Origin of the sequence: Youngiibacter fragilis 232.1 (assembly GCF_000495435.3) — a bacterium.
GTDB classification, from domain to species: domain Bacteria; phylum Bacillota; class Clostridia; order Clostridiales; family Clostridiaceae; genus Youngiibacter; species Youngiibacter fragilis.
Map to the genome: position 1 here is coordinate 1 of NZ_AXUN02000046.1, position 14,643 is coordinate 14,643.

Here is a 14,643-nt window from a genome sequence, read left to right on the forward strand (position 1 = left end):
CAGAATTTGTGATTGAGCCATTTTTTATATAATATTATTTAATTTAAGTATAATTATTTTCATATTCTTAATAACCAAATATGACTGACCTCCATACTTTATAATTAAGTATTCTTGACAAATATTGGGAGTAGAATCTACGTTAGCCGATAAATATTATCTTATCTATCCTTATATCCATTGCTATCCGAATATCATTCACAGGTCTAATCCTATTACATCCACGCGGTCGTATGGTATAATTCGAGGAGAAGATACGCTTGTTATCAGGAAGGAGGGCTCTTCATGAAATTTCAGATCACACAGGAATTCATAGTGGCATTGGCCATAGGGCTCGCCATATATTTTTCAGCGGTCACATCGGTATATATGGTGTTCGGTCCCCCTTCAAAGGGAAAGAGCAGGCTAAACATAAGGAAGCGAAACAAGAAAGGTGCTGAATCGGGAAACCCTGAGGAATCAGTAAGGGAGATAGTCAAAGAGCTTGAAAATGAAAAGTTCAAGACTTCGGGAAACATAAACGACCTTGATGAGGAAATCGCCAGGCAGGAAGAGCATCTACGGAAGCTCAAGGAAGAGAGAGAGAAGAAGTCGTAATATTTCATTAAAAACATGGACCGGCGATTGCCGGTCCATTCTATTTCACAATATTGATCTTATTCTGCCTGTCTATTCGCCCAGGTATGCAGCCTTTACAGCCGGGTCGTTCATGAGCTCTTTGGCGTCGCCTGACTTGACTATCTTTCCTGTTTCAAGGATATAGGCCCTGTTTGAAATAGATAGTGCCATGTTGGCGTTCTGCTCGACAAGAAGGATTGTGGTTCCTGACTTGTTTATCTCGACAATAGTATCGAATATCTTCTGTACTATGAGTGGAGCAAGTCCCATCGACGGTTCGTCAAGAAGGAGCATTGAAGGTCTGGACATAAGGGCCCTTCCTATTGCAAGCATCTGCTGCTCTCCTCCGGAGAGGGTACCGGCCTTCTGCTTCTGTCTTTCCCTTAGGATAGGGAACTTCTGGAAGACCATCTCGTAGTCACCCTTCAGGTTCTCCTTGTCCTTCCTTGTGAAGGCTCCAAGCTCAAGGTTCTCAAATACCGTGAGGTTGGCGAAAATCTTCCTGCCCTCAGGAACCTGTACAAGTCCCATTGAAGGAATAAGCTCCGCCTTCTTCTTCGTTATGTCTTCGCCCTTGTAGGTTATGGTTCCGCTCTTTACCTCAGCGAGCGATGATATCGCCCTGAGTGTCGAGCTCTTGCCGGCGCCGTTGGCGCCTATGAGGGAGATTATCTCGCCCTCCTGGACCTCTATGGAGATGTCCTTCAGTGCGTGTATCACTCCGTAGTATACGTTCAGGTTTTCAATCTTAAGCATTCTTAGCCGTCCCTTCTCCGCCCTTTTCTCCAAGGTAGGCCTTTATTACTTCCTCGTTGTTCCTTATCTCGTAAGGATTGCCGCTGGCGATCTTCTTACCGAAGTTTAGGACGTTTATCCTGTCACAGATACCCATGACGAGCTTCATGTCGTGCTCTATGAGTAGTATGGACACATCGAACTCATCCCTAAGCCTTCCAATAAGGTTCATGAGGTCATGGGTCTCGGCAGGGTTCATTCCTGCTGCGGGCTCATCAAGCAGAAGAAGCTTCGGGTCTGTTGCCAGTGCCCTCACTATCTCAAGCCTTCTCTGTTCCCCGTATGAAAGGTTCCTTGCCTTCTCCTCCCTCTTTTCATAGAGATTGAAGAGAGCAAGCAGGCTGTGTACCTTCTCATCGAGAGCGGCTTCAGCCTTGAAGAACCTCGGGAGCCTGAGCAATGCCTCAGCCAGGTTGTAGTCCGTCTTGTTGGTGTGTGAGATCCTTACGTTGTCCCCTACAGTGAGGCTTGAGAAAAGCCTTATGTTCTGGAAGGTCCTGGCGATCCCCATGGATGATATCTTATGGGGCTTTATCCCGTTTATGACCTTGTCGTTATATTTGATCTCTCCCTCAGTAGGAGTGTATATTCCAGTAAGCATATTGAATACCGTAGTCTTGCCTGCTCCGTTGGGACCGATCAAGCCCACCACTTCATTCTTGCCGATATCGAGAGTCAGCTGCGAAACAGCGCTTAGACCGCCGAACTTCATGGTGACATTTTCAACATTAAGCATGATTCATCCCCCTTTCTAAGATATGTGGTCTTTGTCATCTTTCTTCCTGCCAAGTCCCTTGAAGCTGTTCCTGAATATGTTCAGGGAAAGCTCCTTGGATCCCATGAGGCCCTGAGGCCTGAAGATCATGAGGACAATGAGCGAGGTTGAATAGATGATCATCCTGAGGTCGCTGACGCTCCTCAGAAGCTCAGGAAGGAACGTAAGGAATATTGCACCGAATATGCTTCCAGTTATGGATCCAAGTCCTCCAAGGACCGCATATGTCAGTATCTCAATAGACCTCGTGAAGCTGAAGACCTCAGGCTTGAGGTATCCGATATAGTGAGCGTACAGAGCTCCGCCGACTCCGGCGATGAAAGCCGCAATCATGAAGGACTGTATCTTGAATTTCGTTGTGTCAACTCCCATGGCTTCTGCCGCAATCTCATTTTCCCTTACAGAGAGCATGGCCCTTCCGGGAGCGGACTTGATGATGTTCCTTATGCCCATGGCTACAAGGACAGTCACCAGGAAAGTCAGTGTGAAGTTGGTTTCAAGAGGTATCCCGGTAAAGCCCCTCGGTCCGCCGACATAGTTGATGTTGACGAGGACAACCCTTATTATCTCACCGAAACCAAGTGTGGTTATGGCAAAGTAGTCACCCCTGAGCTTCAGTGTAGGGATACCGATCAGCAGCGATATTGCAGCCGCAAGTATTCCGCCTACGATGAGGGCAGGAATGAAGGGAATGTCAAACTTTGCTGTAAGAACAGCGGAGCCATAGGCACCTATCGACATGAACCCTGCATGTCCGAGTGAAAGCTGTCCCGTGAAGCCTGTTATGAGGTTCAGGGAAAGCGCAAGTATTATGTTGATAAGGCTGAGGTTGATTATACCCGCATAGTACCTGTTGATCATGCCTGCATTCCTGAGGCTGATCAGAACAACATAAAGCACTATTATAAGTACGACCTTCAAAGCCATCTCAAGGTTCTTCTTTGGCATCTTCTTAATCCTGTCCATGCTATACCTTCTCACTTTCTACTTTACCAAGTATTCCCGTAGGCTTTACGAGAAGCACAATGATAAGTATGGAGAAAGCGATTGCGTCTGAAAGGCTTGTTGAGATATATGCCTTGGTGAGGGTCTCGGCAATGCCTATGAAGACTCCGCCTATAAGCGCACCCGGAATTATTCCTATACCGCCTAGAACCGCAGAAACGAAGGCCTTTAGACCTGGCATCATTCCCATGTAAGGGTCAATGCTTGTCCAGCTTAAGGCAACCATTATGCCAGCAGCTCCAGCCAGGATCGATCCCAGGAAGAACGTGAAGGAAATGGTCTTGTTTACGCTTATTCCCATAAGCTGTGCAGCCTCCATGTCATACGAGACGGCTCTCATGGCCTTGCCCATCTTGGTCCTGAATACTATGTACTGCAGGAGCACGACGAGAAGGATGGATATCCCGAAGGTAAGAAGCTGGATGTTTGTAACCTGAAAAAGTCCCAAGTCATACTTGTGCACCGGAATTAGCTCCGGGAATGACTTTGGTGACGGTCCGACTATATACCTCATACCGTTCTCAAGGAGAAGACTGACTCCGATAGCGGATATGAGAAGCGTGATCCTTGGTGATTTTCTAAGAGGTCTGTAAGCAACTCTCTCAATCAATACTCCTAAAGCACCAGATGCCAGCATGGCTATTGCTAAAGTCGGAAAAAATGGCAGATTATACGCCTTAGAGGCGTAGAATCCAGCCATTGCTCCAACCATGTAAATATCGCCGTGGGCGAAATTGATGAGACCTATGATCCCATAAACCATTGTGTAACCTAATGCCAGAAGAGCATAAATACTTCCGATCGACAAGCCGTTGATTAGCTGTTGAAAAAACTGCATTTTATGCCTCCCTGGTTGTAACCCTTAAGGGTTGACCTTGTCTACGAGCTTGAGCTTTCCGTCCTCAACCTCAACTATGACAGCACCTTTGACAGCGGTCCTGTCTGCGTCGAATGTGAGAGTTCCTGTTACGGCTTCAACATTCGTCTTGAGAAGTGCTGCCTGTATGGCTGCTCCGTCAAGTGAGTCTGCTGCATCGATAGCTGAAAGAAGAACCTTCGCCGCATCATATCCAAGAGCTGAGAATGTGTCCGGAGCCTTCTTGTATTCTGCCTCGAACTGCTTTACGAAGTTAGCAACAACTGCCGCTTCATCGCCTGAGAAGTAATGTGTTACAAATCTTGCACCTTCAACCGCGGCTCCGCCGATTGTGAAGAGCTCTGCTGACTCCCAGCCGTCTCCGCCAAGAAGCTGTGCATCAATTCCTGAATTCCTAGCCTGCTTAGCTATAAGACCAACTGTCGTGTAGTAGTCAGGAAGAACGAGTACGTCTACTCCTGCTGCAGCTATCTTTGTAAGCTGTGCACTGAAGTCCTTGTCGCCGTCATTGTATGTGAGGAACTCAGCGACCTTTCCGCCCTTTGACTCATAGTTCGACTTGAAGGCATCTGCTATACCCTTTGAGTAGTCTGATCCCACATTGTAAAGCACTGCTGCCTTTGTGCTCTTGAGGGTGTCTACGCTGTAGTTGGCGAGAGCAACTCCCTGGTATGAATCGATGAAGCATACCCTGAACATGTAGTCTCCGCCTACCTTGGTTACTGTAGGCTCAGTTGCACTCGGGGATACCATAGGTATCTTTGACTGTGTTCCCTTAGGGCCTGTTGCAAGAGCCGCACCTGAAGTGACCGCTCCTACTATTCCTACGACCTTGTCGTTCTCGACAAGCTTGTTGAATGCGTTGCTTGCGTTTGTTCCGTCTGCCTGGTCATCCTCGAAGATTACCTTTACGGTCTTTCCGTCGATTCCGCCCTTGGCATTGACTTCCTTGACATAGAGCTCTACGCCTTCCTTTACGGACTGTCCGTAGGTAGCTGCTCCTCCGGTAAGAGGTCCTATTCCGCCTATGGTGAATTCCTTCACCGCAGGTGCAGTTGTAGGGGTAGCTGCCGTCTTCTCTCCACATGCCGCGAGAAGAGCTGTTGAAAGAGCTGCAACAGTAAATATTGCAAATAATCTTTTCTTCATTTTGTCACCTTCCTTGAAATAATAGCTTTAATATACCAGTTTGAAAAAGCAATATCAATAGTAAAATTAATTTCCTATTAACATTATCGAAGAAAAGCCATATAAAAAATGACGATATCAAATGAGAGCAAAACAGTGTTTATCGGTTTGCTATTTATGTCAAATTTGTAAACGATACCTGTGATTAATTCATATTTTTTGTCAATCGCCGGCAAAAATGAAAAGACACCAGGAATCATACATAGGTTCCTGATGCCTTTTCTCATTATAATTCAAAATCAACCACGTTGTACAGGGCATCCACCTTGAAGCCGTCCCTGGTAAGCCTCACCCTCAGTATTGAGCAGTTATATATCTCGATCTGGTTGAAACGGTACGAGACATCACCCAATATTATGGAGATTATAGTCTTAATGGTACCTCCATGGGTTGCGACCAGGACCTTTCCAGGCCTGTGGTCCTCCGACCTTAGCTCTTCAAGGTAATCCCTCACCCTTCCTGAGAACTCCCTTTGGCTTTCTCCTCCGTCTGGCGCAAAATCCAGCCAGTCGCTGTCCCACCTTTCAAACAGGTCAGGATACCTCTCTGTGATCTCCGGAAAGGTCAATCCCTCAAGGACTCCCAGGCTCCGTTCGTCAAGCCTTGGTTCTATTTCTGCATCTTCCATTGGGAATCCCATTGCTTCAAGGGTCTCATGTGTCCTTCTGAGGCCTGATACGACTATCCTGTCAGGTGCGAAGCTCATCATCCTTACGAGGTTACCAGCCTTTTTAGCCTGCTCGCGGCCAGTTTGGGTCAGCCCGTAGTCAAGCCTGCCATAGAAGAGATTGGTCCTGTTGGCTTCAGTCTCACCGTGTCTTACAAATAGGATCTCCATATTCCACCCTCAAATTTATTTACCCCTTGTACTCATACTTCTCCTTGAAGAAGACAGTAAGCTTCTCAAGGGACTTCCTGAGTATCTCTTCCTCGTCCGTGTCAAGGTGCTCAAGGGTAGCCTTGATCATCTCCTCATGGAACCTTTCATGGACTGAGTTTGCGATCCTTCCCTTTTCAGTGAGCTTTACAAGCACCACCCTCTTGTCCTCTTCAGTCCTTCGCCTCTCTACATAGCCTTTAGCCATGAGCTTTGCGACCGCAGTGGTAAGGGTGCCCACGGTTATGTTGAGCTTCTTGGCAGCCTCGGACATGGACCTTTCACCTTCGGTTCCAATCGCCTCAAGGGTATGCATCTCAGTTACCGACAGGTCATGCCCCTCGATATCCTGGAGAGCCTTCTCCTCTATCCTAAGTATGTTGTTGAACAGGTCTACAAGCAGTTCATTGAGTACCTGCTTCGAATTATTCATAACCCTACCAGCCAGAATAAAGAATCCTGGTCCTTTCCTGATATGTGCAGGGTGCGAGCCCTGTCTCCTTCAGAAGTACAAGCCCCTCCCTGAAATTCGCACCGATCTGGTCTGTATTGTGTGCATCGGAGCCAAGAGTCACAAACCTTCCTCCGCAGCTCCTGTAGCCTTCAAGTATGCTTCGAAGGCTTTCAAGTACATCTCCCTGAAGAGGTCTCCTTAGGTTCAGTTCAAGCGTTATGTCGTTAGAAACGAGAACATCAAAAAGCTCATCGAACTCCATCTTCGCATCATTATACCTTACGTTCCTGGGTGAAAGCCTCAGGTACCTGCTTGGATAGTCAAGATGGGCGAGCGTATCGATGAACGGGTTTGCAGCCACGGTCCTTGCTGTCTCCTTGAGATAATCCCTGTAGAACTCAGCTGCAGTCATCTCCCTGAAATCAGATGGCCTTGAAACATCAAGGTGCTTCATTGAGTGCATGGAGCCGATCACCATGTCGAATGGATGGTCTTCAACCATCCACCTGTTTTTTTCGATATTCTCCATGTCAATTCCGGTTTCAATGCCAAGAAGGAGGGTCTCCCCTCTCTTCCCTGCATATTCCCTGAAATAGCTGTCAATGTCGAAATTGATCTCGAAGCCTCCCACATCCATGTTGTTGAGGTCTACATGCTCTGTCGTGACCAGCCCTATGCCAAGAGAAGCGGCCTTTGCCATTGCACCTTCTATACTCATGCTGGAATCGAAGGAGAACTCCGTATGGCAGTGCGTGTCGAAGTAAATATCCTTATAGAGCATCCTTGCCATACGCTCCGATTATCTCTCCATAGAATATCTCATGATAGTCACCGTCAAGGTAGGAGGTCTTGTCTATGTCCCCGCCTAGGATCTCGGGATCTATCTTATGCCTGTATACTATCTTGCACTCGTAGAATATGTCGGATTCCTTCACTACAGGAGTAGCAAGGTTCTTGCTCGGATACTGGGATATCCCAGCTTCCTTGAACTTGTCTGTCTTCCTGCCAGTCTTGGATCCGCAAACTTGCAGCGCCTTCTTCATTGAAGGTGTAGTAGGTATTGACACCGTGAACTCGTCTGTTTCCTGCAGAAGCTCATGGGCATACCTTGATTTCCTTATAAGTATCGTGAATATGGGTCTTCCCCATTCAAAGCCAATGTTTCCCCAGCTTATGGTAGTCACATTCACGGCACCTTTGCCTTTGACCGTAAGGAATGCTCCCTGCCTGTGAAGGTACTTCAAGCTTTTGTCCAGGTATCTTATAAATTCTACTGCCATGGTCAACCTCCGATTCTAAAATATATGCTGATTATAGCTTATCATACAAAAGCAATTTTGTAATTTGACAATTGTCAATATATTGCTAAAATTTCATGCTTATTGTTAAAAAATAGCGCAGACATAAGCCTGCGCCGAATTAATCACTTGTTTACAGCTTCCTTGAGTGTATGCCATGCAAGCACGGCGCACTTCACCCTTGCAGGCATGTTCGAGATATTTTGGAGTGCGAATGCATCCTCAAGCGTCTCCTCAAGGTAATCCATATCAGAAATCTCCCTCTTGATCATTCCGAGGAAGACCTCTATGGTCTCAAGGGCCTCGTCCACCTTCTTTCCCTTCAGAAGGTCGATCATCATGGATGCCGAAGCCTGGCTGATAGCGCAGCCATGACCGGAATATCCGATGTCCTTGAGGTATCCGTCAGCGATTTCAGCCTGGATAGTTATCTCATCTCCGCAGCTTGGATTGTGGCCTCTCTCTTCATTGGTGAAGACCTCAAGCATGCGCTTGTTCCTCTTGTCTGAATTGTGCTCAAGTATGAGCTCGGTATAAAGGCTGTTAAGCTCCATATCCCATCCACCTCCTTATCTCTCCGAGTTTTCCGAGGAAATAGTCTACCTCGTCAATGGTGTTGTAGAAGCAGAAGGATGCCCTGTTGGACGCCTGGATTCCCAGGTACCTCATGAGTGGCTGGGCACAGTGGTGCCCTGCCCTTACAGCTATGCCATAGCTGTCAAGGATGGTCGCCACATCGTGTGGATGTACGCCCTCCACGGTGAAGCTTATTACAGCTCCCCTTTCAGAAAGGTCCCTTGGCCCCACAATGTTTATGTACGGCAGCTTCTTCATGCCTTCAAGGGCATGCTCCGTAAGAAGCATCTCCTGCTCCGCAATCTTATCAAAGCCCAAGCCATTGATATAGTCTATGGCCGCCGACAGGGACGCAGCGCCCTCAACATTCTGTGTTCCTGCTTCGAACTTGTAGGGCAGCTCGTTGAATGACGTTTCCTGCTCATGCACATACTCGATCATGTCTCCGCCGAAAAGGAAAGGCTTCATTGATTTCAGCAGCTCTTTCTTTCCATATAGCACACCTATCCCAAGCTGGGAAAGGAGCTTATGTCCGGAGAACGCGAAGAAGTCTGCATCAAGCTCAGTTACGCTTACCTTCATGTGAGGGACTGACTGTGCTCCGTCTATGACTGCAACGGCACCAACCGAATGGGCCCTGTCTATTATTGCCTTCACAGGCATTATGGTTCCAAGGACATTCGACATATGCGTGCATGCTACGATCTTCGTGTCAGCATCTATCTTATCAAGCTCTGATGAAGGCAGCCGGCCTTCCTTATCCACATACATGTAGTGAAGTGTTGATCCAGTCACCTTTGCCACCTGCTGCCAGGGCACAAGGTTCGAGTGGTGCTCGGCTATGGTTATGATGATCTTGTCTCCAGCCTTGAGATTCTCCATCCCATAGCTGTAGGCCACGAGGTTTATGGACTCAGTGGTGTTCCTGGTGAATATGACCTCATCTGAGCTCTTCGCCCCGATGAATGACTTCACCTTCTCCCTGGTACCCTCATATACCTCCGTTGCCTTTATGCTGAGATAATGTGATCCCCTGTGGGGATTCCCGTTCTGCTCAAGGTCGTACTTCCTTACAGCCTCTATGACGGAAAGTGGCCTCTGTGTTGTGGCAGCATTGTCGAAGTATACGAGCTTCTTTCCGTTTACTGTCAGGTCAAGGATCGGGAAATCTTCACGAACGTTCATAGCCTATTCTCCCCTTATCTCCCTGTCCACCGCTTCGAGGACAAGCTCTCTTATTTCTTCAACCGGAATCAGGTCCACAATAGGACGTATATAGGATTCAACTATCATCTTCTTCGCCTCATCCTCGGAAAAGCCCCTGGACATTATGTAGAACAGCTTGTCTTCATCGATCTGTCCTGCGCTTGCAGCATGGTTTCCTATGACATCATCCTCCTTGCAGAGAAGGAGCGGGATGGCAAATGACTTTACCTTGGGGCTAAGGAGTATCGTAAACTCCTCCTCGTTTCCCTGAGAATGTGTTGAGCCTCTCTTGAAGTCAAGGGTCCCTCTGAATACCTTCTTCGAGTTATCCTTCAGCGCTCCCTTGAACATCATGTCGGATACTGTCTTCTTTCCGATATGGTTCATGTGGTGTGAAAGGTCAAGTATCCTCTCGCCGAAACCAAGGTATACATTCTTGACGTATCCTTCCGATTCATCTCCGGACAGGTCTGTCATGTAGTTCACGACAGCCTCTTTTCCGCCTATTTCAACTGATATGAAGTTTACCTTACCTTTTTCAGCGACCTTCGAGAACCTTGATTCAAGATGTCTGGAAATGGAATTCAGCCTCTGTACCTTTATTATGTTGAGTTCAGCGCCTTCGCCCACCTCGATCTTGTTAAGTATGTCAGAGAACGTAGCAGTATCATCAGAGCTGTAGTCCATGACAAGGTCAAGCTTTGAGCCCTTCTTAAGGACTATTACATTCTTTTCAACGAGGACTGGATTCTTTGCGTGCAGCCTGTGGGTAAGTACCACGCTTGCAGACATGTTCTCCTCGACCTCCATGTAAAGTCCGGCGTTGCTGTTCTTGTCGGCAAGAGCCAGCATGTTTCCATTTACACCCTTGAAGTGCTCGGGCATGTCAAGGTCGCGGCCCTTAAGGTCCTCGACATCAAGCGTAGTCTTTATCGCACCGTATGCGTATGGAACAGAAGTATCCACTTCAAGGCTGTCCAGTTCAAGCTGGTTTGCCTTTACCCACCTGAAGGAAATCCTCGGGAGTACGTTGTATGTTTCTTTCATTGCGCTCATTCTAAGTTCTCCCTCCTATCCTATCGCACCTTCAAGCTCAAGTGTTATAAGGTTATTCATCTCCACGGCGTATTCCAGAGGAAGCTCCTTGGAGATCGGTTCAACAAAGCCCCTTACTATCATGGCCTTGGCTTCAGCCTCGGATATGCCTCTGCTCATCAGGTAGAATATGGCTTCCTCGGATATCCTTCCGATCTTAGCCTCGTGTCCGATATCTATGTCGTCATTCTCTATGTCGATAACAGGTATTGTGTCTGAGCTTGATATCGAGTCAAGCATCAGGGACTCGCAGGATACCGTGGACTTTACGCCATAGGCATTGGGAGCAACCCTGAGAAGTCCCCTGTATACAGCGTTTCCGCCGGACTTTGATATGGATTTCGAGTTTATGTTTGATGTCGTGTTAGGCGCCGCATGGACTACCTTTGCACCTGTATCAAGTGTCTGGCCCTTGCCTGCGAAGGTGACTCCGGTGAATTCGCATTTTGCACCTTCACCCCTTAATATGCTCATTGGATAGAGCATTGAGACCTTTGAGCCGAAGGATCCGGATACCCATTCTATTGTACCGTTCTTGTCAACAAGCGACCTTTTGGTGTTGAGGTTGTACATGTTCTTCGACCAGTTCTCGATGGTTGAATACCTGAGGTATGCACCCTCCTTGACGAACAGTTCGACAGCACCTGCATGCAGGTTGTTCACCGAGTACTTCGGTGCAGAGCAGCCTTCGATGAAATGGCAGTGAGCGCCCTTCTCAACTATTATCAGCGTATGCTCGAACTGGCCTGAGCCAGGAGCGTTCAGCCTGAAATATGACTGGAGGGGGATATCCACCCTTACACCTTCAGGTACGTACACGAAGGATCCTCCTGACCATACAGCACCATGAAGGGCTGCGAACTTGTGGTCAGTCGGAGGTATGAGTGTCATGAAGTATTTCTTCACTATGTCCTCGTAGTCCCTCAAGGCACTTTCGAAGTCCGTATAGACAACTCCCTGAGCTACCAGTTCTTCCTTGATTGAATGGTAAACCACCTCTGAGTCATACTGGGCTCCGACTCCGGCCAGTGACTTCTTCTCCGCCTCAGGAATCCCTAATAGGTCGAAGGTCTTCTTTATGTCGTCGGGAACCTCCTCCCAGCTGGACTGGAGGTCCACATTAGGTTTTACATATGTGACTATGTTGTCAACATTGAGATCCGAAATGTCCGGACCCCAGGGCGGAACCTCAAGCTTGTTGTATATCTCAAGGGACTTGAGCCTGAACTGGAGCATCCAGTCCGGTTCGTTCTTCTTCGCAGATATTTCCCTGATTATGTCTTCCGTAAGTCCCGCTTCAGACTTGTAGCTGTATGTGAATTCGTTCTTTACGTCATATATGCCCCTGTCGAGGTCGTCTATATTAGTTTTACTTCTTTTTTCCATTCCGACTCCCCCTTCTCGGCCTGCTTGTACCTGTCAAAGCCGAACTCCTCTATCTCATGGGCGAGGCTAATGTCACCTGTCGCTACGATCCTTCCGTCAACCATGATATGGACCACGTCTGGCTGGAGGTATTCAAGCATCTTGTTATGGTGTGTTATCACAAGGACAGAGTTCTCGCTGTTCTTGAACCTGTTGACTCCTTCTGATACTACCCTTACTGCGTCAACGTCAAGCCCTGAATCCGTCTCGTCAAGGATGGCAAGCTTGGGATTGAGCACGGACATCTGGAGTATCTCGTTCTTTTTCTTCTCTCCGCCGGAGAAGCCCTGGTTAAGGTACCTTGACGCATAGGCCTTGTCCATGTCAAGCTCCTTCATCTTCGCATAAAGCTCCTTCTTGAAGGCAATGGCCTTTACCGCTTCTCCGGTAACCTGGGCCTTTGCAGTCCTCAGGAAGTTCTCAACAGTTATTCCAGGTATTTCCTGAGGTGCCTGGAAAGAAAGGAATATTCCCTTTACAGCCCTCTCGTTGACAGGCATTTCCGTTATCTCTTCGCCTTCAAAATCTATCTTGCCCTGAGTCACCTGATACCTTGGGTTTCCCATCACAACTCCCGCGAGTGTTGATTTTCCTGCCCCGTTAGGACCCATGATGACATGGACCTTACCCTTTTCAACGACAAGGTCAAGACCCTTAAGTATTTCCTTTTCATCGACACTTGCCTTGAGATCAGTAATTCTTAATATCTCTGACATTCCAATTCTCCTTTAATCCGACCATTTTTATCTGATTTCACATGTCTCAATTCTACTATTTAATCAATTATGCGTCAACCTAACTCCTGCCATTTTTTGATGCCACAGACCCGAAATAAAAGCTCTGCATAGCCGAAAGCTGCAGAGCCTCATATGTTTTACTATTTGTTTACATTTTAACGATTGGCATGTATTTTTTTATCTGCTGCCTATTTCTTGTAAAGGGGATACTTTGCACACAGGTCCCTGACATTCTGCTTCACTTCAGACAGGTCGTCGTCCCTGTGGTTTACAGCATAGTCTATGAATTCTGCTATCTTGTCCATGTCCTCAGGCTGGAAGCCCCTGGTTGTGACAGCTGCAGTTCCCATCCTCACTCCGCTTGTTATGAACGGGCTCTTCGTCTCGAAAGGAATGGTATTCTTGTTGGTGGTTATCCCTATGGTATCAAGAAGCTTCTCGCATTCCTTGCCAGTGATCTCCTTGTTGGTGAGGTCTACGAGTATAAGGTGGTTGTCTGTACCGCCTGATACGATCCTGAATCCCCTCTTCATCATCGCATCAGCAAGCGACTTCGAGTTCCTGACAAGAAGGTCTATGTACTCCCTGAAGGAATCCTCCATGGCAAGCTTGAAGCAAACTGCCTTTGCAGCGATGACATGCTCGAGCGGTCCACCCTGCATACCGGGGAACACCGTCTTGTCGATGTCCTTGGCGTACTGTGCCTTGCAGAGTATGGCTCCTCCTCTTGGTCCTCTCAGTGTCTTATGGGTGGTCGTAGTGACGAAGTCGGCATACGGTACCGGGCTCGGATGTGCACCAGTAGCTATGAGACCTGCTATGTGGGCCATGTCCACCATGAAGTAGGCACCGACCTCCTTGCATATGTCAGCCATCTTCTCGAAGTCAATGACCCTAGAATATGCTGAGGCTCCTGCAACTATCATCCTAGGCTTCTCGGCTATCGCCTGCTCCCTGAGAGCGTCGTAGTCGATGGTCTCAGTATCCTTCGACACCCCGTAGGATATGAAGTTGTAGAGCTTTCCTGAGAAGTTCACCGGGCTTCCGTGAGTCAGGTGTCCGCCATGTGAAAGGTTCATTCCGAGTATCTTGTCGCCAGGCTGAAGCATCGCCATGTATACGGCCATATTAGCCTGGGAGCCTGAGTGAGGCTGCACGTTGGCATGCTCCGCACCGAAAAGGGTCTTCATCCTTTCGATCGCCAGCGTCTCAACCTTATCGACTATTTCACAGCCTCCGTAATATCTCTTTCCTGGATATCCTTCGGCATACTTGTTTGTAAGCGCTGTTCCCATAGCCTCCATTACTGCCTCGGCAACGAAGTTCTCCGATGCGATGAGTTCTATGTTGTGCTCCTGCCTGTCCTCTTCCTCTTCGATATATGAGTAAATTTCAGGATCGGCATCTTTCAGATAAAAACTTTTCATGACGTACCCCCTAGTTTATGATACTTATCATTATAATCTCAGTATTACGTTCAATCAATCAAAAAATTGATTTAATATTCGTCATTATCGCCTTTTCCACGCTTTTTCACGCTAAAAAGCAAATTTATTTTCTCAATCTACCAAAACGGGTATCACCACTCAATTCATGAATATCGGGAGATTTGCTTTTGTAATCTCTGGAATAATCGCTTTCCTTGTAAATGGTGAATGCCACATTTCTCTATTATGTGCAAACCTGTCAGATGCTGTGCTAAAATGGTATTTAGGAA

The 14,643-nt window shown here is 47.5% G+C and carries 16 protein-coding genes; 1 reads left to right on the plus strand and 15 read right to left on the minus strand.

Annotated features, from left to right (window positions below; genetic code table 11):
• Positions 1–285 precede the first annotated feature (285 nt).
• Positions 286–597: a hypothetical protein gene (locus T472_RS02865; protein WP_023387768.1), complete on the plus strand. Its 312-nt coding sequence runs from the start codon at positions 286–288 to the stop codon at positions 595–597.
• 72 nt (positions 598–669) lie between these two features.
• Here T472_RS02865 and T472_RS02870 read toward each other — a convergent pair whose 3' ends face one another.
• From T472_RS02870 to glyA, 15 genes are all read right to left on the minus strand, one after another.
• A complete protein-coding gene (locus T472_RS02870) occupies positions 670–1,374 on the minus strand; it encodes an ABC transporter ATP-binding protein (protein ID WP_023387767.1) in 705 nt (234 codons plus the stop codon).
• Positions 1,367–2,149, minus strand: a complete 783-nt coding sequence (locus T472_RS02875; protein WP_023863305.1) for an ABC transporter ATP-binding protein — start codon at positions 2,147–2,149, stop codon at positions 1,367–1,369. The genes T472_RS02870 and T472_RS02875 overlap by 8 nt, the downstream gene beginning before the upstream one ends.
• Positions 2,150–2,164: 15 nt before the next feature.
• Positions 2,165–3,154, minus strand: a complete 990-nt coding sequence (locus tag T472_RS02880; protein ID WP_023389011.1) for a branched-chain amino acid ABC transporter permease — start codon at positions 3,152–3,154, stop codon at positions 2,165–2,167.
• A gap of 1 nt (position 3,155) precedes the next feature.
• Positions 3,156–4,031: a branched-chain amino acid ABC transporter permease gene (locus T472_RS02885; RefSeq protein WP_023389012.1), complete on the minus strand. Its 876-nt coding sequence runs from the start codon at positions 4,029–4,031 to the stop codon at positions 3,156–3,158.
• Positions 4,032–4,055: 24 nt separating this feature from the next.
• On the minus strand, positions 4,056–5,219 hold the full coding sequence (locus tag T472_RS02890) for an ABC transporter substrate-binding protein (protein ID WP_023389013.1): 1,164 nt from the start codon (positions 5,217–5,219) through the stop codon (positions 4,056–4,058).
• Positions 5,220–5,484: 265 nt separating this feature from the next.
• Positions 5,485–6,096 carry a histidine phosphatase family protein gene (locus tag T472_RS02900; RefSeq protein ID WP_023389015.1) on the minus strand — a complete coding sequence of 204 codons (612 nt, stop codon included), beginning with the start codon at positions 6,094–6,096 and terminating at the stop codon, positions 5,485–5,487.
• 19 nt (positions 6,097–6,115) lie between these two features.
• Entirely contained in the window at positions 6,116–6,568 is a 453-nt protein-coding gene (locus T472_RS02905; RefSeq protein WP_023389016.1) for a MarR family winged helix-turn-helix transcriptional regulator, read from the minus strand.
• A 4-nt stretch (positions 6,569–6,572) separates the two neighbouring features.
• On the minus strand, positions 6,573–7,379 hold the full coding sequence (locus T472_RS02910; RefSeq protein WP_023389017.1) for a PHP domain-containing protein: 807 nt from the start codon (positions 7,377–7,379) through the stop codon (positions 6,573–6,575).
• Positions 7,360–7,869 (minus strand): flavin reductase family protein, encoded by a 510-nt coding sequence (locus T472_RS02915; protein ID WP_023389018.1) that lies wholly within the window; start codon positions 7,867–7,869, stop codon positions 7,360–7,362. The genes T472_RS02910 and T472_RS02915 overlap by 20 nt, the downstream gene beginning before the upstream one ends.
• A 143-nt stretch (positions 7,870–8,012) precedes the next feature.
• A complete protein-coding gene (sufU, locus tag T472_RS02920; protein WP_023389019.1) occupies positions 8,013–8,441 on the minus strand; it encodes a Fe-S cluster assembly sulfur transfer protein SufU in 429 nt (142 codons plus the stop codon).
• On the minus strand, positions 8,431–9,648 hold the full coding sequence (locus T472_RS02925; protein ID WP_023389020.1) for a cysteine desulfurase: 1,218 nt from the start codon (positions 9,646–9,648) through the stop codon (positions 8,431–8,433). Before T472_RS02925 ends, sufU begins: the two co-directional genes overlap by 11 nt.
• A 3-nt stretch (positions 9,649–9,651) precedes the next feature.
• Positions 9,652–10,725, minus strand: a complete 1,074-nt coding sequence (gene sufD / locus T472_RS02930; RefSeq protein ID WP_023389021.1) for a Fe-S cluster assembly protein SufD — start codon at positions 10,723–10,725, stop codon at positions 9,652–9,654.
• A 15-nt stretch (positions 10,726–10,740) separates the two neighbouring features.
• Positions 10,741–12,150: a Fe-S cluster assembly protein SufB gene (gene sufB, locus T472_RS02935; protein WP_023389022.1), complete on the minus strand. Its 1,410-nt coding sequence runs from the start codon at positions 12,148–12,150 to the stop codon at positions 10,741–10,743.
• Positions 12,123–12,905 (minus strand): Fe-S cluster assembly ATPase SufC, encoded by a 783-nt coding sequence (gene sufC / locus T472_RS02940; protein ID WP_023389023.1) that lies wholly within the window; start codon positions 12,903–12,905, stop codon positions 12,123–12,125. The genes sufB and sufC overlap by 28 nt, the downstream gene beginning before the upstream one ends.
• Before the next feature lie 209 nt (positions 12,906–13,114).
• Positions 13,115–14,353, minus strand: a complete 1,239-nt coding sequence (gene glyA, locus T472_RS02945) for a serine hydroxymethyltransferase (protein ID WP_023389024.1) — start codon at positions 14,351–14,353, stop codon at positions 13,115–13,117.
• Between the last annotated feature and the right edge of the window lie 290 nt (positions 14,354–14,643).